At 42.6% G+C, this 22,857-nt stretch carries 19 protein-coding genes; 10 read left to right on the top strand and 9 right to left on the bottom strand.

Going from position 1 to position 22,857, the window contains the following annotated elements:
• Window position 1: 1 nt before the first annotated feature.
• A complete protein-coding gene (locus BWD42_RS10895) occupies window positions 2-1,012 on the bottom strand; it encodes a sensor histidine kinase (protein ID WP_077436185.1) in 1,011 nt (336 codons plus the stop codon).
• A gap of 171 nt (window positions 1,013-1,183) precedes the next feature.
• Here BWD42_RS10895 and BWD42_RS10890 point away from each other — a divergent pair, with 171 nt between their 5' ends.
• From BWD42_RS10890 to BWD42_RS10880, 3 genes are read left to right on the top strand one after another with little or no spacing between them, the layout of a single operon-like run.
• Window positions 1,184-2,572, top strand: a complete 1,389-nt coding sequence (locus tag BWD42_RS10890) for a TolC family protein (RefSeq protein WP_077436183.1) — start codon at window positions 1,184-1,186, stop codon at window positions 2,570-2,572.
• Window positions 2,573-2,582: 10 nt separating this feature from the next.
• Complete coding sequence (locus BWD42_RS10885) at window positions 2,583-5,873, top strand: efflux RND transporter permease subunit (RefSeq protein WP_077436181.1); 3,291 nt, start codon at window positions 2,583-2,585, stop codon at window positions 5,871-5,873.
• On the top strand, window positions 5,870-6,967 hold the full coding sequence (locus BWD42_RS10880) for an efflux RND transporter periplasmic adaptor subunit (RefSeq protein WP_077436179.1): 1,098 nt from the start codon (window positions 5,870-5,872) through the stop codon (window positions 6,965-6,967). The genes BWD42_RS10885 and BWD42_RS10880 overlap by 4 nt, the downstream gene beginning before the upstream one ends.
• Window positions 6,968-7,113: 146 nt before the next feature.
• Here the strand turns inward: BWD42_RS10880 and BWD42_RS10875 are convergent, their stop codons facing one another.
• Window positions 7,114-8,151, bottom strand: a complete 1,038-nt coding sequence (locus tag BWD42_RS10875; RefSeq protein ID WP_077436177.1) for a linear amide C-N hydrolase — start codon at window positions 8,149-8,151, stop codon at window positions 7,114-7,116.
• Between the two features lie 365 nt (window positions 8,152-8,516).
• On the opposite strand from BWD42_RS10875, the gene BWD42_RS10870 reads away from it, so the two are divergent.
• From BWD42_RS10870 to BWD42_RS10860, 3 genes are all read left to right on the top strand, one after another.
• A complete protein-coding gene (locus BWD42_RS10870) occupies window positions 8,517-9,302 on the top strand; it encodes a class I SAM-dependent methyltransferase (RefSeq protein ID WP_077436175.1) in 786 nt (261 codons plus the stop codon).
• 58 nt (window positions 9,303-9,360) lie between these two features.
• Window positions 9,361-10,284, top strand: coding sequence for a Dyp-type peroxidase (locus BWD42_RS10865; protein ID WP_077436173.1), 924 nt, complete (start codon window positions 9,361-9,363; stop codon window positions 10,282-10,284).
• Window positions 10,285-10,352: 68 nt separating this feature from the next.
• Window positions 10,353-10,715, top strand: coding sequence for a DUF4180 domain-containing protein (locus BWD42_RS10860; RefSeq protein ID WP_077436171.1), 363 nt, complete (start codon window positions 10,353-10,355; stop codon window positions 10,713-10,715).
• 147 nt (window positions 10,716-10,862) lie between these two features.
• On the opposite strand, the gene BWD42_RS10855 is transcribed toward BWD42_RS10860, so the two are convergent.
• A complete protein-coding gene (locus tag BWD42_RS10855) occupies window positions 10,863-11,312 on the bottom strand; it encodes a VOC family protein (RefSeq protein WP_077436978.1) in 450 nt (149 codons plus the stop codon).
• Between the two features lie 207 nt (window positions 11,313-11,519).
• Between BWD42_RS10855 and BWD42_RS10850 the strand changes: the two genes are divergently transcribed.
• The 3 genes from BWD42_RS10850 (at window position 11,520) to BWD42_RS10840 (ending at window position 14,999) form a co-directional block, all read left to right on the top strand.
• Window positions 11,520-12,011, top strand: coding sequence for a GNAT family N-acetyltransferase (locus BWD42_RS10850; RefSeq protein ID WP_077436169.1), 492 nt, complete (start codon window positions 11,520-11,522; stop codon window positions 12,009-12,011).
• Between the two features lie 54 nt (window positions 12,012-12,065).
• A complete protein-coding gene (locus BWD42_RS10845) occupies window positions 12,066-12,962 on the top strand; it encodes a helix-turn-helix domain-containing protein (RefSeq protein ID WP_077436167.1) in 897 nt (298 codons plus the stop codon).
• Window positions 12,963-13,058: 96 nt separating this feature from the next.
• Entirely contained in the window at window positions 13,059-14,999 is a 1,941-nt protein-coding gene (locus BWD42_RS10840; RefSeq protein WP_077436165.1) for an oleate hydratase, read from the top strand.
• A 74-nt stretch (window positions 15,000-15,073) separates the two neighbouring features.
• Here the strand turns inward: BWD42_RS10840 and BWD42_RS10835 are convergent, their stop codons facing one another.
• The gene (locus tag BWD42_RS10835; protein ID WP_077436163.1) at window positions 15,074-16,315 is read right to left on the bottom strand and encodes a serine hydrolase domain-containing protein; all 1,242 of its coding nucleotides are present in this window, start codon (window positions 16,313-16,315) and stop codon (window positions 15,074-15,076) included.
• Between the two features lie 118 nt (window positions 16,316-16,433).
• Window positions 16,434-16,997 (bottom strand): Crp/Fnr family transcriptional regulator, encoded by a 564-nt coding sequence (locus tag BWD42_RS10830; protein WP_077436161.1) that lies wholly within the window; start codon window positions 16,995-16,997, stop codon window positions 16,434-16,436.
• A 353-nt stretch (window positions 16,998-17,350) separates the two neighbouring features.
• On the opposite strand from BWD42_RS10830, the gene BWD42_RS10825 reads away from it, so the two are divergent.
• Window positions 17,351-18,043 (top strand): HAD family hydrolase, encoded by a 693-nt coding sequence (locus BWD42_RS10825; protein WP_077436159.1) that lies wholly within the window; start codon window positions 17,351-17,353, stop codon window positions 18,041-18,043.
• A 63-nt stretch (window positions 18,044-18,106) separates the two neighbouring features.
• On the opposite strand, the gene BWD42_RS10820 is transcribed toward BWD42_RS10825, so the two are convergent.
• From BWD42_RS10820 to BWD42_RS10805, 4 genes are all read right to left on the bottom strand, one after another.
• On the bottom strand, window positions 18,107-18,631 hold the full coding sequence (locus BWD42_RS10820) for a hypothetical protein (RefSeq protein WP_077436157.1): 525 nt from the start codon (window positions 18,629-18,631) through the stop codon (window positions 18,107-18,109).
• A 213-nt stretch (window positions 18,632-18,844) separates the two neighbouring features.
• Window positions 18,845-20,422 carry a hypothetical protein gene (locus BWD42_RS10815; RefSeq protein WP_077436155.1) on the bottom strand — a complete coding sequence of 526 codons (1,578 nt, stop codon included), beginning with the start codon at window positions 20,420-20,422 and terminating at the stop codon, window positions 18,845-18,847.
• 2 nt (window positions 20,423-20,424) lie between these two features.
• The gene (locus BWD42_RS10810; RefSeq protein WP_077436153.1) at window positions 20,425-21,483 is read right to left on the bottom strand and encodes an HlyD family secretion protein; all 1,059 of its coding nucleotides are present in this window, start codon (window positions 21,481-21,483) and stop codon (window positions 20,425-20,427) included.
• Window positions 21,483-22,802, bottom strand: coding sequence for a TolC family protein (locus BWD42_RS10805; RefSeq protein ID WP_077436151.1), 1,320 nt, complete (start codon window positions 22,800-22,802; stop codon window positions 21,483-21,485). The genes BWD42_RS10810 and BWD42_RS10805 overlap by 1 nt, the downstream gene beginning before the upstream one ends.
• Window positions 22,803-22,857: the final 55 nt, after the last annotated feature.

Raw genomic sequence — 22,857 nt, 5'->3', positions numbered from 1 at the left:
GCTAAAGATTTATAACTAAAGACACCTCAAACTCCTCTTTACTTGCATTTGTATTTAACTGATAGCGGTTGGGATAGAGCAATTTCAATCGGGCTATCGTATTTTCCAGACCTATTTTTGCTGAAAAAACATTCCGCTTTTTCACTGGAACCGAATTTCGTACATGCAAATATAAGTTACCTTGTTCAATCCTGATCGAAATTGCTACGTAACAATCTTCTATACTACAGGTACCATGCTTAAAGGCATTCTCTACAAATGTGATCAAAAGCATCGGTGCAATCTGATACTTGATTCCCTCTTCCCGTTGAAAATCAAAGTCAATCTTGGTTCGATAGCCCAGACGTTCGCGTTCCAATTCAATATAACTCGATATAAAGTCAATCTCATCATCTATTGAAACAAACTCCCGGTCGCTACTTTCCATCTGATAACGCAATAGTTGCGATACCTTTATAATCAGTTCGGAGGTACGTTCTGGGAATTTAAGGCTGATACCATGGATGGTATTTAAGGTATTAAACAAAAAATGTGGATTCAGCTGTTTTTTCAGATTAGACAATTGCGTCTGATTGGAGAGCAGTTCCCGTCGTGTTTTCAACCGCTGGAAACGATAGAATTCAATAAATTGGATACTCCCCAAAATACAGATCAACGAACCTAATAATACACCTAACTGATAGTGAAATGTTTTCTGCGCAATACTCTTATATAGAAAACAGTTCTTATAGATAAAATTCTCGGTTATTTCTTTTAAAACCAAGGCAAATACCAGCAATATGGCTATAGAGGATAGCGCATATAGTATGGCTTTATTCTTTTTGAGCAGAAGCGGCAGCAGAAAAAAACGATTCACCTGCGCATGAATATATAAGATCAAAAAATAGATCACCCCCATGAAGAAGCCTTTCCAGCTCAAAATCAGAATCCAATCATTCAATGTAAAGAGGATAAACGAGAAAACCAGTAAGAAGGTTTCCTGTATGATCTTATTTTCCAGAACTTTTCTCATACTCCCTTATTTTGTTAAAAATCTGTTACAAAGTAAAAGTATTAAGTTTATAACAACCGAAAAATAAATGACGAATTACATTGGTCACTTTTAAATGCCATAGATCATTTTAAACCGACTATACAACGAGCTTCAGTCCTATCTTCGTTTCCATAAAATGATATATAACCTATGCTGAAATTGAATTTAGTGTTGTCATTGGCTGTATCACTTGCGACCTCAACCTCATTTGCACAAAAGCTTACCATCCGTGATGCTGTAGACCAAGGTCTTGCAAATTATGGAATTATTAAGGCAAAGGCGTATTATGTCCAGTCAGCACTACAGACCAACGAACAGGTAAAACGCGACTTCTGGCCTAATTTGACCGTTGCAGCCCAACAAGATTATGGAACCATCAACGGACAGAATGGTCCCTTGTATGGATTTGGAGGGCTTGGCGTCGCTTCTTCGGGTGCGGCACTTCCGGAGCAAAATTGGAATTCCGCTTTTGGAGCGCTTTATCTTGCCAACATCAATTGGGATATCTACACCTTTGGCCGCAGAAAAGAGCGCATCGAATTGAGTAAAGCGGACAGCAAACGATTGGAAATTGACCTCCAGCAAGAACAATTCCAACATAAGATCAAGATTGCTGCAGCCTACCTGAATCTTCTGGCAAGCCAGCGCCTTCAAAAAAATCAACAGAAAAACCTGGAGCGTGCGCTGGTATTCTTCAACATTGCGGCCACCAAAGCCAAGAATGGGATTTTGCCCGGTGTCGATTCAACCTTGGCCTCGGCAGAAGTATCCCGCGCGAAGATCAGCTTGAATCAGGCCGGAGAGAATGTGAAGGAGCAAAACAACAAATTAACGGTACTGATGGGGATCAACGCTACAGACCTTCAGATTGACACTGCACTGGTCACAAAAACACCCACTCAGCTACTGACGACCGACCCGACGTTGGTGGACAATAACCCCGTGCTTCAATATTACAAAAGCCGGATTGAAGTTGGTGAACAACAGCTGCGACTGTCAAACAAGGAATATCTGCCCACCATATCGGCCTTCGGTGTTTTCCAGGCAAGAGGCTCTGGCTTCAAAAGCGATTACACGACAGACCTCCATGCCTTTACAAGAAACTACTGGGATGGTATCCGCCCCAACCGACAAAACTACCTTTTGGGCCTAGGGATCAACTGGAATTTAACCACGATCGCCCGAATCAACAAAAAAATCAGCGCACAACGCTATACTAACGATGCTTTACGGGAGGAATATCAAACCACCGCAGCACAATTTGTTGCCCAGCTGGATGCCGCCGACGTTAAGATCAGACTAGCACAACAGAGCGATATCGAAGCCCCGCGACAGGTATCAGCGGCCCAACAGGCCTACAATCAAAAGATGGCTATGTACAAAAACGGTCTGGCGACACTTGTGGATGTCACCCAGACCCTATATACACTTAATCGAGCCGAGACAGATCGCGAAATCGTCCATATCAACCTCTGGCAATCACTTTTGCTGAAAGCCGCAGCAGCTGGAGATTTCGATATTTTCAACAAAGAACTATAAATAACACCGCATGAATTTAATCCGTTTTGCCTTACGTAAGCCAATCTCCATCCTTGTGTTGGTCATGGGACTTATTGTATTTGGAATAGGCGCAGTACGCACGATCAAGGTAGACATTTTACCCAAAATGAACCTTCCTGTTATTTATATTGCGCACCCCTTTGGAGGTTATTCTCCAGATCAGATGGAGTCTTATTTTGCTAAAAACTACGTCAATATCCTGCTCTTTGCCAACGGAGTCAAATCCATAGAGACCAAAAACATTCAGGGGCTGACCTTAATGAAGATCTCCTACTACGAAGACACCAACATGGCTCAGGCTGCCGCCGAATTGAGCGCATTGGCCAATCGTATCCAGGCCTCCTTCCCCCCGGGATCGCAACCACCCTTTATTATCCGGTTTGACGCCTCTTCGCTCCCTGTAGGACAACTGGTACTCAGCAGTGATAAACGCTCCAACAACGAACTACAGGATCTAGCCAATGTCTATGTACGGGCTTCTTTTACCTCCATACCGGGATTACTTTCCCCGCCACCATTTGGAGGTAGTCCACGTACAATCGAAGTCAATGTCGATCCTGATCTGATGCGCAGTCACAATATGACCCCCGATCAGGTCGTCGAGGCTTTAAAACTCAACAACCAGACCGCGCCTGCCGGAAATGTCCGTATAAAAGATAAAAACTACATTACACCCACCAACAACACCATTCGTGATGTGAAGGAGTTTGAGAAAATCCCGCTATTTAAAGGCGGCGTACAAAATCTCTATCTGGGTGATATAGCTACAGTAAAAGATGGTGCCGATGTTACGGCAGGTTATGCATTGGTTAATGGTAAACGATCAGTCTACGTCAGCATTGCCAAAGCTGGCGATGCCTCCACCTGGGAAGTCGTACAAAATCTGAAGGCCGCACTTCCAAAAATACAGAATACCCTGCCCGAAGATGTCAAATTATCCTATGAATTTGACCAATCCGTCTATGTCATCAACTCCGTCAAAAGCTTGATTACCGAAGGCGCTATCGGAGCAATACTCACTGGCCTAATGGTCTTATTATTTTTGGGCGACCGTAGAGCAGCTTTAATCGTTATCCTAACAATCCCAATCTCTGTTATTTCGGGCGTACTCTTCCTGAAACTATTTGGACAGACGATCAATCTAATGTCACTGAGTGGATTGGCACTGGCAATCGGTATCCTCGTTGACGAGAGTACGGTGACGATAGAGAATATACACCAGCACCTCGATATGGGCAAACCCAAAGCATTGGCAATCTGGGATGCCTGTAAGGAAATTGCCCTGCCAAAGCTGTTGATTTTATTGTGTATCCTAGCCGTATTTGCGCCTGCATTTACAATGACAGGTATTCCGGGATCCCTATTCTTACCCTTAGCCCTATCCATTGGATTCTCCATGATCATCTCATTCCTGTTGTCACAAACATTTGTACCGATCATGGCCAACTGGTTGATGAAAGATCATCACAAGACCGGTCCACATAAAATAAATCCAAAAGGACTGAATGCAGATGAAGTAAAATTTGCCGAAACGGGTCTATCCGTTGAATCCGAACAAGATACCCTGAATCAGAAGAAACTTCTTGTCGAACGGGAAGATTTTAACAATGATGGCAAGATCAGCCTGTTTGAACGTTTCAGAAATCGGTTTATGAAAATGATCGACAGACTGTTCAAACAGAAGAAAATTATCACCGTCGTCTACCTAGCCGGAGCCATAAGCCTGGTACTCGTTTTGCTCAATACGATTGGACAGGACGTATTTCCAAAGGTCAATTCAAGTCAATTTCAGATGCGGCTGCGTGCTGTTGAAGGAACCCGCATCGAACGTACTGAGGAGAAAGCCAAACGCGCATTGGCCGAACTTGAAAAACTTGTTGGAAAAGAACATATAGGAATCTCCTCCGTGTACATTGGTCAGCACCCCGGGCAGTTCTCCGTATCGCCGATCTACCTATTTATGGCCGGGCCTCATGAGGCAGTTTTTCAAATCGCTCTTAAAGATTACGAGCACGATATGGACAGCTTCCGCGATGAATACAGAAAGCGACTCAAGGCCGCTCTTCCAGATGTGCAAGTTTCCTTTGAACCCATCGAACTCACCGATAAAGTCCTGAGCCAAGGTTCACCGACACCGATCGAGGTGCGAATTGCCGGCAAGAACAAAAAGAACAATGAGAAATATGCCGGTAAATTAATCGAAGAGCTGAAAGCTATTTCCTATTTCAGGGATGTACAGCTGGCGCAATCCATCAAATACCCGTCCTATGATATCAATATTGACCGGGTACGTGCCGCTCAGCTCGGTATTGACCTTGCTGAAGTGACCCGATCATTGATCGCGGCCACATCCTCCTCCCGTTATACAGAAAAAAATACCTGGATTGATGAAAAAGCAGGGTTGTCCTACAACGTGCAAGTACAGGTTCCCATTGATAAAATGAAAGATGAGCAAGAGATCGGTGAAATTCCATTGTTAAAAAACTCGTCAAGGCCGATACTGAGCGATATTGCAACCATTACGCCATCCTATACTTATGGTGAGAACGACAACTTAGGTGCCATGCCCTACATTTCTGTCACGGCTAATATCGATCATACCGATCTAAAAACCGCCTCCAATGATGTACAACGTAGTATCAAAGCTTTGGGCGAACTTCCACGCGGTCTTTCGGTGGAGCAAATCGGATTGGGAAAAGTATTAAATGAAACCATGGACAGCCTACAGGCAGGTCTGGCTGTAGCAATTATTGTGATATTTCTGATGCTCTCGGCCAACTTTCAGTCGTTCAAAGTATCCATGGTTGTTCTCACTACCGTGCCAGCAGTTGTCCTTGGGTCCTTGCTGATGCTCATATTGACCGGTTCAACGCTTAATCTGCAATCCTATATGGGTATTATTATGTCTGTGGGTGTATCCATCGCCAATGCGGTACTATTGATCACCAATGCCGAGCATATCCGCAAACACAATCAAAATGCACTGGCAGCAGCACGCGAAGCAGCCTCGCTGCGTCTACGTCCTATTATTATGACCAGTTTGGCCATGATTGTCGGGATGTTGCCGATGGCCATCGGTCATGGTGATGGCGGTGAACAGGTAGCTCCATTGGGACGAGCCGTTATCGGCGGTTTACTCTTTTCCACCTTTGCCGTACTGGTGATTTTACCTTTAATATTTGCCTGGGCACAAGAGAAAAGTAGCACTCAATCGATCTCCTTAGATCCCGAAGACAAAGAAAGTAAACATTATATCGCAGCATTAAAACCTTTATCATGAAACACAATCTCCTAAAAATATTATCCGCAGTAGGCTTGCTCGCCTACTTAACCGGATGTCAGTCCGCTGCCGAGGAAAACAGCACTAAAGTAGCAGCAGTAACGGCAAGTCCAGCAATGGAAACATTTGCGCCGTCCAAACAGAAACTAACGAATAAAATGCAGATACCGGGCGAGATCAGCGGATTTCAGCAGGTGGAAATTTATGCCAAAGTGAGCAGTTATGTACGGGCATTAAAAGTTGATATTGGCAGTCGGGTTCATGCTGGGCAGCTGTTAGCTGTACTTGAGGCACCGGAATTGAGTTCACAGTTGTCGGCTGCAAAATCAAGGTTAAAGTCGCAGGAAGCGATTTACATGGCCACCAAAAGTACCTACGATAGACTGTTCGAAACCAGTAAAGTCGAAGGTACTGTAGCCCGACTGGATCTTGAGGTCGCCGAAGCGAAAAAGAATGCTGATTTTGCCCAATTTCAGGCGGCAAAATCAGCCTATGCAGAGGTCCAGAATCTATTGAACTACCTCGAAATACGTGCTCCATTTGATGGTGTTATCGCGACACGTAATGTCAATCAGGGTGCCTATGTCGGACCAGCGGGCAGAGGTTCGGAGATGCCCATCATGACCATCCAGCAACAGAGCAAGCTCCGCTTGGCTGTTGCCGTACCCGAACAATATGCCGGCTTCCTGGCAGCGGATCAACCGCTGCAGTTTACTGTAAAGTCCTTACCGGGCCAACAGTTTTCAGGTAAGATCGCACGCAAGTCAGGGGCGCTGGATAGCAGATTCAGATCCGAACGGGTTGAAATCGACATTACCAATACCAACAACAAACTCCTCCCGGGTATGGTCGCTGAGGTCGAGTTGCCCCTGACTTCTCAGGATAGCACCTTTGTTGTCCCCAAAACAGCGGTTTTTACCTCAGGTGAAGGAAGTTTTGTCATCGCCGTTGTGGACAACAAAACAAGTCGTGTCCCCGTGCAAAAAGGACGTAGCATTGACGGACAGGTAGAAATCTTTGGCAACCTTAATCCGACCATGCGGCTAGTGAGTAAAGCCGATGAAGAAATCGCCGATGGTACCGCTGTTAAATAAAAGTAAGGAAGCTGTCCTAAAAATAAAAACGAAGCCCAGGCGCACTTAAGGGTGAAAAGAGGCTCTCGAGAATACAAGTAAATTAAAAGCCAATAGGCTGTCCAAAAATATCGGACATCCTATTGGCTTTTATTATTTTCACAGGACTATATGCCCATAAATTTAAAGGCGTTGGCAGATTTAAATAGTCCATTTGAGATGCCATTAATTGCTACACCCTGTTTTAAATCCAGTTTCATTACAGGGGAGCCTTTCTTCAAATCAAATTTAGTAAGATCCACCCATAAAGTTCCCGGAGTCAGCACATTCTCAAAATAATAAACTTTATTCTTTTGATCTGCGACTGACCGCCATCGGGTAGAGGAAATATTAGGTTCAGTTTCCGAACTGATACCAAATGGGACAGAGCAATTACGAATAACACTAAATACACTCGCAACAGCGGTTCGTGTATCCTCCGTTTGCGGGATGGCATTGATATAATACGAAGCACGCACAAAACGATCTGCAGCCCGATTGGTACCCGGAAGCATAATTGTCCCCGGGATTCCCTGCCAATATCTGTTTAAAGCCAGCTGATCCTCAAATACGGGTGAATTTGTCATCACCGTATATGCTGCATTATGGTGAATAACCAATTTTCCATTGATGTATTCAAAGATGGCATTGTCACCCGTTGCATCCGAAAGGGATAGGTGTACGGTTGTAAACTTTTCGGTTCCCGGAATATAGTCACTCACAATTACAAAAGGCTCGTCCTGTAACACCTTCACCGCCTCAGCTACCGTCGCAAAATTGTCAAGTACATATTGTGCCCAGGCTGAGATCGCTACCCCTTTTTTTGTTCCGGCGGGATCAAATTTAGGATAAGTAGACTCGACCAGCCAAAGGACATTGGCGACCAGTCCCTTTTCATTCAGTCCATCCACGGTCGCAATATCCCATGCGCTAGCAATCACACTACCATATTGTGATGTCCAGGTCAGCGATTGTGGCCCAACTTCGCCACTTCTTTGCATACCCCGCGGAAATACCCAAATATTAGCAGCAATGTCATCCTTCCAGTCCATGCTACGTGCTGTAATAACCGTTTGACCGGGTCCTTTGTAAACCACCCTGGTGCAGGCATTCGTCTCTCCATACAGGAGGACTACAATTAAGATCATTGAAAAAAGATACTTCATAAAATAGTTGTTTGATATATTAACAAATACTTAATGATTTTGTTTAGACAAAACTATTAAACAAAAAAAACACCATTAAAAGCAAGTCCCCCAGACAGTTTAACATCTTATCCGCTGAAAGATCCCGTTTTCAAACTCAGATCATTTTTTGTAGCTTGAGTCTTTTAGTTTTTAACCTTATTTTTTGCTATTTTCAAAATAGGTCGCTACAACGACAGTGAATCATTTAACTAAAAAATCAATTGCTAATATCCCCGTATTCGAGCGCATCTCCCAGCTGATAACCTTCCACGAGCCATTCAATCAAAAAGAAGTTTGTTTTATCGTCAAAGCAAATTATATTTACGGCACACTAAACCAATCAAATGAAAGAGAAATTTATTGACAGAAAAGACCAACAGGCAAATAAAATATTTGAAAGACGAACATTAGCAAACGACTATCGGACCATTCTTCCACTGTTAAAACCCGGTTTAGCCATCCTCGATGTAGGCTGTGGTACTGGAACATTGACAAATGAAGTTGCCTCACTAATCGCGGACGGAACAGTAACCGGTTTGGACAACACGCAGTCGTTTATTGATATAGGGAATCAACAATACGGTGACAGCGCCAATCTTAGCCTGGTCTGTGATAATATTTTCAGTTATGAGCCACCACATCAGTTTGATCTGATTATGACTGCAAGAACAGTGCAATGGCTAAGTGATATTCCTACGGCCTTACAACGGTTCAAATCCTGGTTGAAACCCGGAGGGCAGCTTTCGATCCTGGATTATAACCATACAGCAATTGAATGGAATCCAGCACCACCGGCCAGTATGTTGGAGTTTTATCATACATTTCTGAAATGGCGTGCCGATGCGGGGATGAACAACCGTGTCGCAGATGAAATCGCCACTTTACTCCAACAACAGGGATTTACAGGCATTGAGACAATCAACGCCGATCAGACCTATACCAAGGGCGACGATCATTTTCAGACAAATCTTGGAATCTGGATCAAAGTGGCCCAGTCACAACAAATGGTAATAGAAGGATATATTACAGATGAACTGCGTTTAAAAGCCATTGCAGATTACAGCAACTGGATCGAAACTGAAGCCCTATCAATGACACTCAAAATGAACGACGTAAGAGGAAAAGCATAGATTACAATTTTATTTGTAGCTTAGTATTATTGTCAATGTCCAATCAACACAATATTTTATGAACAATCAAGCACAGAATGTTATCGATTCACCCAGCAACAATACCGTTTTTATGGTATGGAATTTTCAGGAAAATAAAGAGCTGAAACCTGTTTTTGAACGGATCTGTGCCCTGGTCGTCAATCTGAATAATTCGGCTCAGGTACGTTCGACCGGTATAAAAGCAAGTATTGTCATGGGGATCAGTTATCATGCCTGGAAAAAATTAGGATTACAGGAGCCATTACCAAAAGAATTGGTTCCTTTTGAGCCCATCGTAGGTCAAAAACATGTCGCTGTTGCTACCCCGGGTGACCTCCATTTTCATATTCGCGCTGAAGAGCAAAGCTATTGTATTGACATGGCAGCCGAAATTTCCGATGTACTGGCAGCAGTTGCTGACTGCAAGGAAGAAATCCACGGCTTTCGTTATTGGGATGGGAGAAGCATTCTAGGTTTTGTCGACGGCACCGAAAACCCGACAGGTGAAGACCGTGCTTTCTTTGGTATTATTGGCTATGAAGATCAAGCCTATAAAGGTGGCAGCTATCTTTTTGTTCAAAAATACATTCACGACATGAACAGCTGGCGGGCCTTACCGGTTTCCGAACAGGAAAAAGTTATTGGGCGAAGTAAAACCAATGATATTGAAATGTCGGATGAGGTAAAACCGGCCAATTCGCATTCGGCCCTAGCCAATGTAGGCGATGATCTCAAAATCGTTAGGGATAATATGCCCTTTGGTCATATCGCCAATAATCAAATGGGCACCTATTTTATTGCTTATGCCAGCAGATTTAGCACCGTGAACCAAATGCTAAGGCGAATGTTTATCGGTGAGCCTGAAGGTAACTATGACCGTATCCTGGACTTTAGTACAGCGCAGAGTGGCACATTATATTTCTGCCCCTATATTGATATGCTGAAAGATTTTGCCGGATAAGGCAATCGTTACAAACTAAAGACTTCATTAATCTTAAAGACTTCACTAATACTACATATCATACAACTATGCAAATCGACCTTATCCAAGTAAACGATAGAAATATCGCTGAAGTAAAAGACACTGATATCCTCATCAACAATCTCGATGATGGTTTACAGATCATGGTAGACTGTGCTGCACAGGAAGCATACAAAGCAATCTTATACCAAGAAAATATTTCGGCTGATTTTTTTGAACTCAAAACTAAGTTGGCGGGGGAAATTCTTCAAAAATATACGCAGTACGATTTTGACGTTGCCATTGTTGGTGACTTTTCCATCTATAATAGCAAAAGTTTGAATGATTTTATCTATGAAAGTAATAAAGGCCGTAAGATCAACTTTGTTGCTACACGGGACGAAGCTATTACTAGACTATCAAAAGGTTAACGACGACGCTCGATCCATTCAAGGCAGTCTTTACCTTGCCTAATAATACGCACGTAACTTAAATGCAAAATCGTAATGCTTTCTAGGCATAAAAATGCCCAAAAAAGTTAGACAGTTTTTTGGGCATGCTAAAATAGCCGCTTATTTTTATGAAAGCTGCAACCAATCCTCGTAAGACATTACTCCCAACTCTGGCCTCCCCTCGCCTTCCAATAGCGCAATAAATTCCAATTGATTGCCATCTGGATCATTAAAATAAATAGCCAGTGCCGGCATCCAGGCAAATACCATTGGTTTTTCTACGCCATTTTTCAAAAAATTGTAAGGTTGCAAATCCCTCTCTTTGAGATAGTCTACCGCGTAATTCAAGATATCTTCTTTACTGGCTTTAAAAGCAAAATGCCGCGGTTGAAAATTTGCTTCCTCCTGCCAGAGTCCCAACATATACTCCTTTCCTGTACCTACCCACAAAAAGACAATAGGTCGATTGGGATCACGGTGTGCAATCCGCAGACCAAGCACCTTTGTATAAAAATTGACCGACTCCTCCAGATTACGTACCTGGATATGCGTTTCATATATTCCTGCTATCTCCATTATTACAATTGTTAAATGTGATTTTCCGTCCATCATTCCAAACCTTTGTTGGCATAAACGGATGTATTTATTCTCCACGACAATTTAAGTTAAATCCGCATCTATTAAACGACAAAATCATAAATAAGACAGAAAAATGATTATTTGGAGTCTAACTTTTGATTTAGTAAAAAAACAACCTTATCTTGTGTAGAAGACACATGAGCCATGTACAACACACTAGAATTAAAAAAATATATAACTGAAGATTTTCCCCTTTTTAGAGAACTTACCAAGGACGACGAGATCATGAAATATATTTCCGGCAAGGGATTGACAGCCGAGCAGGCCGAGAAAAAATTCGCTTCTATTCTCGAAATCAATACAGATCCATTATTGGGTTATTTTAAGGTGATCGATTCCGAGAGTCAGTTATTTTTAGGCGACTGCAAATTGGTCAACTATAGAAAAGATCCAACCGTCTTTGAGATCGGTTATTTACTTAAAAAGGAGTTTTGGCGTAGAGGTCTCGGTACCAAAATCTGCGAATCGCTACTGGCCATGGCCCAAAACATCGACGCCAATAAGGATGTGATCGGCATCATTTACCCAGATAATGCTGCCTCCAGACAATTACTGACAAAGTTTGGGTTTCAAAGCTACTTTGTTGGTACAGAAGATGACATTGCTACAGAAAAGCTTATTTTGAAACGCACATAATCCTATTTTATCCGCTGCAAGAATAAAGTCAATTGCAGGCGACAATACGCTGTTATGAAGTTTAGCATCAAGATCAATCCAAACACACACGACAGTCTACAAGACACTTTATCTTTTTTTGGTGTAGATTGCAATCGCCCTTATTACATCTCATCGGGCAATCCCCTTTTCGAGTACCCCAGAAATTCCTTCCGTATTGATTTTTACGCCATTTGCATTTGTACGGCCGGAACGATTACGGTGGAAATTGATAATCAAGAATATACACTAGCACAGCATAGCTTACTTGTTTCAGCTCCTTCCACCGTCATCAAATTTACAGCGGTCAGCAGGGATTTCAGAATGAAACTACTTTTCTTCGACAAGTTGTTTCTACTTAAAAACATTGCTAACCCATTTTTTATAGAAAAACTGGGAATATTCAACAACGCGACATTCGCAATTATACCCGAGGCAGAAAATCTCACCGGAAAATTATTAAAGCTCCTTGAATATTTAAGCGAGGTGACCCTCAGGGCGACGCGTTTTACTCCCGACATTATCCGCACCATTATATTTAACCTGCTGCTAGAAATAGCCGATGTGCTCGCTGTGGAGGACCAACATGCAGTTGAAACAATTCAGGAGGCCAATAGCCTCTACTTTAAGTTTACAGATCTGGTACAGCAACACTGCAGCCAGTCCAAAGATGTGAAATATTACGCCGATCGGTTATTTATTTCAAACAAATACCTGATTAGTATTGTTAAGAAGGCATCTGGAAAGACGCCACATGAAATCATAGACGAAAATTTGCTCAAAGAAGCGTATGCGCTACTCGGAAATCCGGAGAAGACCATTTCCGACATAGCCTACGCCATAGGCTTCAATTCGATCTCTGCATTTGGCCGTTTTTTCAAAAAGTACGCCATGTTATCGCCTTCTGAATATCGAAAAAGACAAAATATGTAAAAAAAGGAAATTCGGTAGAACAATAGCGAATTTGAGGGCATAAATGATCGAAGGAGTATGGCTAACTTTACTCAAGAATTAAAAACAATAAGAATCATGAAAGAAATCACCTCAAAATTCGACAAAGTATTAAATGCATCTGCTGAATATGGAAATGTAAATCATGAACCGGATTCAAGCACAGAACAACAACGTAACACGCCTAAAAAGGCAATGCCTTTTTCAGATCAGATAGGAAATTACCAACGCAATAAAGGTATACCGAACAAATCCTACAAAGACAGTAAAATCTATATTGTCGGTAGCGGGATCGCAGGTATGTCCGCAGCATACTATTTCATCCGTGATGGACATGTACCTGCGGAAAATATCACCTTCCTGGAGCAGTTACATATCGAAGGCGGATCCCTGGATGGTGCCGGTAATGCCAAAGATGGTTATGTCATCCGTGGTGGACGTGAAATGGACATGACTTATGAAAATCTATGGGATATGTTTCAGGATATTCCAGCCTTGGAAATGCCAGCCCCCTACAGTGTACTTGACGAATATAGATTGATCAACGACAACGATTCCAACTATTCTAAAGCACGGCTTATCCATAATCTTGGCGAAATCAAAGATTTTAGCAAATTTGGATTGGCCAAAAAAGATCAACTTGCAATTATCAAACTCCTGTTGAAAAAGAAAGAAGAACTAGATGACCTGACAATTGAAGATTATTTCAGCGAATCTTTCCTAAGCAGTAATTTCTGGACCTTTTGGCGTACCATGTTTGCTTTTGAAAACTGGCATAGCTTATTGGAGTTGAAACTGTACATGCATCGCTTCCTTCATGCAATTGATGGATTAAACGACCTTTCTTCCCTTGTATTTCCTAAATACAATCAATACGATACCTTTGTCACCCCATTACGCAAAGTGTTACAAGACAAAGGTGTTAAGATCCAGTTTAATGTACTGGTCAAAGATCTTGACATACAAAGCAACACCGAGGGAAAAACCGTGGAAGGAATAATTACCGAACAAAGTGGTAAAGAAGTACGTATCCCACTGGGGCCAAATGACTTTGTGATTGTCACCACTGGATCAATGACCGAAGACACTTTCTATGGTGACAATACCAAAGCACCGATCATCGGTATTGACAATAGTACAAGTGGACAAAGTGCTGGTTGGAAACTCTGGAAAAACCTGGCCGCCAAATCCGATATCTTCGGTAAACCCGAAAAATTCTGCAGCAACATTGAAAAATCGGCCTGGGAATCTGCGACCCTGACCTGTAAACCCTCGGCTTTGATTGAAAAATTAAAGGGCTATTCGGTCAATGATCCCTATTCAGGAAAAACAGTCACCGGCGGTATTATTACAATTACAGACTCCAACTGGTTGATGAGCTTTACCTGTAACAGACAGCCACACTTCCCTGGCCAGCCCGATGATGTCCTTGTACTTTGGGTCTATGCCCTGTTTATGGACAAACAAGGAAATTATGTTAAAAAGACTATGCCCGAATGTACCGGAGATGAAATTTTGGCTGAACTATGTCACCATCTGGGAATCATTGATCAGTTGGATGACGTCACCAAAAATACGATCGTCCGCACGACTTTTATGCCTTATATCACATCGATGTTTATGCCTCGTGCTAAAGGCGATCGCCCAAGAGTCGTTCCAAATGGCTGTAAAAATCTAGGTCTCGTTGGACAGTTCGTCGAAACCAACAACGATGTGGTATTTACCATGGAGAGCTCAGTCAGAACTGCGCGTATAGCTGTGTACGAGCTCTTGAATCTCAACAAGCAAGTGCCTGATATCAATCCTTTGCAATATGATATCCGTCATTTGTTGAAAGCCGCCAGGACGCTCAATGACGATAAGCCGTTCATAGGCGAAGGACTATTGCGTAAAATCCTGAAAGGATCTTATTTTGAACATATTCTTCCGGGAGGAGATGAAGAAAGTGAAGATCATGAATCATTTTTGGCCGAACAGTTCGGTAAATTCAGAGATTGGTTAAAAGGAATTAAGGGTTAATTCTAATCCCCACGCCAAATCGCCTATGTCTTTTCTAAAGACATAGGCGATTTTATTTTCAATCAGCAGACATGCTAATTCGCATAGACTGCATTTAGCCAGCCAAAAACAGATTTGTTTTGGGCACTTGGATTCATGGGCTTAGGCAGTTTAAGTACAGCAAGCAGCGCGTCAAATGCATCCGCAATCAAGAGGTCATCACGATTGCTAAATAAAGTGATAACAAGGTCTCTCTGTTGATCTAAATAAACAATATTATGGAAGCCCGTTGATTCTCCCGAATGGAAGAATAGCCTATTTCGCTCCAAAGGATAGATAAACCAGCCTAAATTGTAGGAAACACCATCTTTTACCGGAAGGCGCTCTGTTTCCAGAAAATCCTGTATAACAGCTTCGGGAAAACGCTTATCAAGCAAATAATTGGCCCATTGATGGTACTCCAAAGCCGATAGATAAACTCCGCCATCACCTTGAGTCGCACTGGTCACGCTCTGATCAGCAAACACAAAGGTATCCCCCTTAGGATGATAACCGAAAGCCCGATTGGGGATATTTGAATCAACAGTATAGACGATTCCATCGCGGATACCATTCGGCAGAAACAAATGCTTTTTTACAAATGCCGCAAAAGGCTCCTTTGCCACCTGCTCCACAATCAAAGCCAACAGGCAATAGCCTGTATTGCTGTACCTGAATTGACTCCCCGACGGAAAATAAACCGTATCGGTCTGCCGGATATAATCCAGCACATCTTTATCCGAAACCTGTGCTGTCCGATCACTTGGTATCAATGCCTCATAATCCATGATTCCTGAACGATGTTGAAGTAATTGAGCGACGGTAACACCCTGCAAAGCCAAGGGCAAATCGTCAAAGAAAAGTCCCAATTGATCCGTTGGTTTTAGCTTCCCCTGAGCAAATAAACTGCAAATAGCTTGCGCTGTCACCTGCTTACTGACGGAGGCCATCCGAAAATGGGTCTTTTCTGTGATCTTTTGTTTCGTTTTTAGATCTGCTATTCCGACTGCATATTGGTAACGGACCTGTCCATGCTGACTAATCGCAACAGCTATCCCAGGCTCATTTCCATTGGGATAATAGCTGGAAAGTGTTTTATCCAATACAGATTTTTCAATCTTCTGCCCCATTGCAAAGTTAGTTACGCATATAAAAAGTAAAATAAGTTTTAGGCTTCTGGCGCTATGGTGTTGCATGTCTATTGTTTTTATATCAAAAACATTGTTTTTAACCGCCCTCAATTTACCCATTTTTTGGACAATACTCAAATCTCCATTGTTACGCCTATGCTTTTTCATCTTTTATGTTTTTCGCGTTCAGGCTGGTTAAAAAATCAACTAGATTGTGCTGATGTTACATGGATGCAAGGTTCGAAACAAGCTTAAACACAGGACATTTTTTGGTCTCTCTCTGAAATTACAGCATTTTTTTTAGCTCCCGATTGAGGCTTCTGACCGAAATGCCGAGGTAAGCAGCCATATCCTCTTTCTTTATCGCAATATCCTGCTGGGATTGGATTTCCAATAAACGATGTAAACTATGTTCCAGACTGTATAACTGCTGGTAAGATGCCCGGCTCGAGGTATGCACAATACGTTGTGCCATCACATCCAGCAACATATTGCTCCATGTGATATCTCTTTCCAATAGCTCCCTAAAATACGTTTTGGAAAATGCATAGACCATCACATCGGTCATGGCCTGTATACTACACAGACTGGGAATATGACGGATGCTTTCGATCTCCCCAACGATTTCCCCGACCGAAAGAAATTCAACGATATACTCCTTATCATTGGCCTCGGTAAAATAACACTTGGCAATCCCTTCACTGATAACCATAACCTTGGTGGATGCTGTTCCCTGATCATATAAGTTTTGCCCCTTGGTATACTTTCTGACCACGATATCCTCCTGACGCTGCTGCTGAGCGTAAAGTGTTATCGTACGATCCAAAAATGATTGATTTGTTCTTAACATAACGATCCGGGACAAATGTCCTTTTAATAATGATTTCCTTTTGAGAAATTAGCTTTATAAAATTACAAAAGTAGATTTAAAAACAGCATGATTTATTCAAGACGGGGCTTGCGAGTGGGTTTGTTAAACATGACCAACTGAGCGCAGCGAGTTCATAAACACAAATTACGGATGAATACCTCATCAGTTGAATAGGCCGAATCCAAACAGTCGAATGAACCCTTAAACACGATACCGCCGTAGGCAGCGTGAACCGAACGATTGAGCCCACGGATACCTGAAAATACGAATTTAATGAGTAAGCGATCTTATGAAGATCATTGAAAATAATTGATGAACAACGAATGATACAAATGAAAAATAAGATAACTACCATCGCTTTTGATGCTGATGATACCCTCTGGGCCAATGAATCTTACTTCCAGGAAGCAGAAAAACAATTTTGCATGCTTTTGGAAAACTACCTTCCCCAACATACCGTCTCGCAAGAGCTCTTCGCTACCGAAATGCAGAATCTGCACCTGTATGGTTATGGGATCAAAGGCTTTATGCTATGTATGATTGAGACCGCAAACCGGATCTCCGAAAATACAGTCCCTATTCAGGTTATCAATCAAATAATAGCGATCGGACATGAGCTCTTGCAGAAACCCATCGAATTACTTCCCGGTGTAACCGAAACCCTGAAACACCTAAAGGGTAATTACAGACTGGTCGTAGCAACCAAGGGTGACCTCCTCGATCAGGAACGGAAATTAAAAAATTCGGGACTGGAAGACTATTTTCATCACATCGAAATCATGAGCGATAAAAAAGAAAAAGACTATCGTAAATTACTCAAGCATTTGGATTGCGCGCCTGATCGCTTTATGATGCTGGGCAATTCCCTCAAATCCGATATTCTACCTGTCCTCGAACTTGGTGGCTTTGCTGTTCATATCCCCTATCATGTGACATGGACGCATGAACAGCATGAGGTTAATTTAGAACATGAACGCTTTATTGCCCTCCAACAAATCGATGAGATCCTGATCCATTTGGGTTAAGGACATTTGAACAGCATAAGCCAGCACATTGCCTACAGGGTGCTAACTTATGCTGTTTGACGCTTAATAGGTTATCTGCTCGTCCACTTCATATTTCATACCCGGATAACCGAGTATACGCCGCATCAATGCCATCTGTCCACAGAGATAATCCTGCCTTCCGATGCACATCCCCACAAAGTTGAGCTTATTCTCCTCAACAAAGGGAATGTTCATATCAATTTTGAAAATCTCTGCCAGTTCTGCATCGTCTACTTCCAGCAGCCGCTGATAGACTTTGGGTGAAATGGCATAGAAACTATCTTTCAATTCTTTTATGGTCGGATATTTAAACTGTTCATCCAAGGTTTTACCCATAAAAAATAAGTCATGATAGGGATCTTCTTCCTGAAGTCCCAAGACGTATGCAATTCCATAACGTACATTAACAAAATTACCTGCCATCCACACAATATGGTTGCTCTGCCCATTGATGCGCTGACGTGCATGTTCCTCCGAAATCCCATCCAGCACATTGATAAAGCTCTGACTGTGCATCCGGTACGCAGGAATAACGATTTCTAGTTTTGCTGATTTTGGTTTATCCATTGCTCATTGATCTATAGGTGACGGGCACCTGGTTACACATCAAAGTTACCTGATATAGAGCACAGTACACTTGTCGTATGACAAGAATATGAACTTATCGAAAAGAGCAGACACTCAGCTGACCTATGATGAAGCACGCTACAATTGTACGGTCGCATTGATGGAATTACAACGTGCTGCAGCCATTTGGGATATTGATCAATTGTGACATCGTTATACTGGTGAAATCTGATTCTTTTTAAGCTTCTTATACATGCTTTTCAAGGAAGGGGAAAGCAGTATCAGCAGCAAGAGGCTGATACTGATTATGGACATCAATTCATAGTAGTCCATGCCATACCGGACGAAAGATTGTATGTTAACCCGCTCGCTGATGAGCTTCAATCCCGCGGCATGCTCTTTGTACCGCAACCCATGTTGCAGTATCCTCTGAGACTCCCGCTGTAGATAATCTTCAAATATCAGATTGCTTGATTGCAGCTGATCCCGAAAAACCTCCCGGTGCTGGGCATGTTCAAATAATTTAAAGAAATTCTGCAGACCGATACTACTGGTATAGCCCAGATAACGGACTGCCAAACAAGCTGCCGCCGCTGAAGCCCCCAAATGAGGACGTACACTGGCAATCACAAATAGGATTGTCGGCACCATAATCAGACCAACCCCCAGCCCATGCAATACCAAAGGCAACCAGAAGTGCTCCTCATTGCCCTCACTTTCAAATGAAAAAAACATGTATTGATGAAAGGCTAGCAAGCAACAGTAGCCAACAATCCATATCCATTTCACTGTACGTCGTTTTAATAGCCAGTAGAAGGATAGCATGACACCACATACAATCCCGAGGATATTAAACCATTGGATATAGGACAGGTGAATGGGATCCAGACGGATGACCTGTAGAAAATACTGATTGGAGATCGCCAGCGAAAACCGTTCGATATACATCATATACAAGACTAAGATTCCGAACAGGAATTTCCGGTTTCCAAAGATGGACAGCTCGATATAAACACGTTTTATTGCTTTCTGCCGCAGAATAAACAGGCCCAGGCATAAAATCCCACCCATCAGTACGGTTAGCATGGAGGTATCCGAAAACCAATAAAGTTCCTGTCCGTAGACCATCAGATAACCGAAACTTATAACAATGAAACTGTAGAGGATAAAGCTGGCCCAATCCAATGAAAATAAAGGGTACGGTCGATTATGCCGGATGGGTTTCATTGTGACGATAATCAATAATAGCCCAGGTACAAAAGATAAGGCAGCATACAGGTAAAGTTCATCAAAGTTGAATGAGTCAATAAATTCCGCTGTAACAAAGGTATTGAAAGGCGAGCTACAGAGCAGCATACCAAAAAATATGGCATAACTTCCCTCCTTTGCACGTTCCGTTTTCAGTCGGGAAAATATCATGGATATAGAGAGGTTGACAGCCGATGCGAACAGCATACCCTGAAAAAAGCGTAAGCCATATATCCAACTGATCTCGTTGATACGATACATCAGGTAACAATTGAGCAACTGCAGCAGGTTAAAAATTATATAGTACTGCTTGACCGGGAAATACTGAAAAAAGCGACGTTCCAGGACGTAGAATCCGACGAATCCCGCGTAGAAAAGAATAATGAGGAACTGTACATCACTGGGCTGTGCACCGTAGAACCCCGCGGTGACATTAACATTGGCACCGGGCAGAAAAAACAAGACCATGCTTGGCATCAACCCGCTGAATAATATCAGCTTAATCAACCATTCGGGTACCCAGTCTTTGAAGATCCCTTTCACTGTTATTGATTTTTTGAGACCGAAACATTGACATTCATTCCTGAGAGTAATTTTGCAGCTCCCTTACTCCGATCCAGTTCGATACGAACAGGAACCCGCTGTACGATCTTCACAAAATTACCGGTCGCATTGTCCGGTGGAAGCAATGAAAAAGAAGATCCTGTTGCTGGCGAAATAGAAATTATCTTTCCATAGAATGTTTCATCTGGGTAGGCATCCGCAACAACCTCTACCCGCCCACCAAGGGAGAGATAACGTAATTGCGTTTCCTTAAAATTAGCCGTCACCCAAGTTGGTGTCTCTGCATTGACAATAAATCCCAGCACCTCACCCGGATTTACCATCTGTCCTTTTTCAATGCTACGTTTCCCTACCCGGCCATCATAGGGAGCCCGGATTACGGTATATCCCACATCAAGATGCTTTCGGTTTGCAGCAGCTGACAAGCGTGCTTTCTCCGCATTGATTACCCCTTTTTTCACATCAACATCATTCACCCGATCCCTTGAGGCTTCCAGCTTATGCTGTAATGCGGCGAATTCACTTTTGTACACCTCCAGTGTGGCTTTTATATCCTCCAATTGCTGTGCCGTAGCAGATTTTTCATCAAACAAAAACTTGTAGCGGTCGTATTCAAGTTGCTGTTTCGTCACCCGCGCTTCAGCCGCTGCAATGGATTGTTCCAATGATTCATGTTCGGCCTGCAATATTTCTTTTTGACTGCCCAGCACACTGATTTCCGCATTTTCTTTGTTTATCGAAGCTGAAGCCTGATCAGCTTCATATTTGTATTCCCGGTTGTCGATCAGCAGTAAGGTATCGCCACGCCTGACCGATTGATGATCTTTATAATGAGCCGAAACAATGTAACCGCCCACGCGGGAGATGATAGGATTAATATACTGGGTCACTTGTGCATCATTGGTATAAGTATACCGGAAGCGTAGCCAGAGTATCCTCCCGCCCCATAGTAAAAGTGCCAACAAAGCAATCCCAGCCAACCAATTGGTGATTCTGGTCAATTGTACTTCGGTCATTAACCGGCCTGATTTAGGTTTCATTAGATCGTACCCTTCAAAAATTCAATAAAATAATAATGTTTTTGTATCGCGATCCGGGCGGATTCCAGATCAAAGTTTATCTTGAGGCATTGCATATCTGCATCCAACAGATCCGTGATCAATGCCGAAGACTTGAAATACCTATTTTTTATAATACGAGCGTTTTCGTTGGCAAGGGCCAGATTTTTTTGACAGACTTCCCGTTGTTCCAGTGCGAGGTTATAATCCAAGTAGGCCTGTAACAGTTCATTTTCTACCGTTTCCTCTTCATGATGGTGTTTTACCTCTTCCCGCTTCAAAGCAAGCTGGGCACCCCGAACAATATTTTTATTAAGGTACAGGGCGGATATCGGGATGTTCAATTTAAGTCCTACGATATTTAAATTGTACCAGCTCGCATTATATGGATATAAAAATACCTGTGGATTCGCAAAAGTAAATGTATTGGTTAGGCCCAGTTCGGGCAGGTAGTTTGATTTCGCCTGTTTGATACTCATTTTTTTTAGCGCAACTTCCTGTTCCGATTTCAGCAGTACAAAAGCCTGTTGTTTGGCAACGGCTACAATCTCGGCATAATTCAGCGGATGAATGTCCATCGTGGTACACATCGGGATAATTTCCTGTCGTATATCAGCGATCAGCTGCAATTTTTGGTTGAATGCTTTGATATCATTTGTGATCTGTACCAAAAGCAGTTCGCGCTTGGATAATTCGAGTGAAATCCGTAACACATCACTGTGCAGCACAACACCCGCGGTATAACGGTGTTCGATCTCTTTCAATTGCGTCCGTTGATCTTTGATATCCTGCTCGATCAGCAATTTGTTGCGATAGGCTAAATCCAGATCCAGAAACAAGTTACAGATCTCCAGCTTGATCTGTGCTGTGGTGCTTTTCCACTCAATATTGGCCAGTTCCATTTCGAGTTTTTTTGATTCTATTTTCATAAGGTCCCGATGGCCATTGTAAAGGTTCAGGTAGAAATCGAGTCCAGTGTCATATAAATAATGGATAACCTCATGTTGTGATGGTTTGGCAAATATCCCCCGATCGTAGACCGGCATATTGCTCGCATAACTGGCGGAAGCCCTGACAGTGATTTTCGGCAGCAATTCCATCCGTTGCTGCTGTACGGCGACCGCTTTTTCCTGTAACTGCAAATGCGATTGTTCAATGTACTTACTGTTTTGCAGCGATTTACTGATCAGATCAGCAAGCGAGATGCGCAGCGAGCCTTGAGCCTGCGTTTCTAAAACCGAGCATAGGAGCACCGCTACTGTGCTTATTGCTTTTGTCCAATACGACGAAAAAAAATTCAATGTCTTTCTGTTATTTTTTGCGTTGCAAACTTAGATACTAATTGGAAAATGCATT

The organism is Sphingobacterium sp. CZ-UAM (assembly GCF_002000245.1).
In the GTDB taxonomy this organism is placed as follows: domain Bacteria; phylum Bacteroidota; class Bacteroidia; order Sphingobacteriales; family Sphingobacteriaceae; genus Sphingobacterium.
Note: the sequence above shows the minus strand (reverse complement) of the source record. Positions and strands in the feature narration are given on the sequence as shown.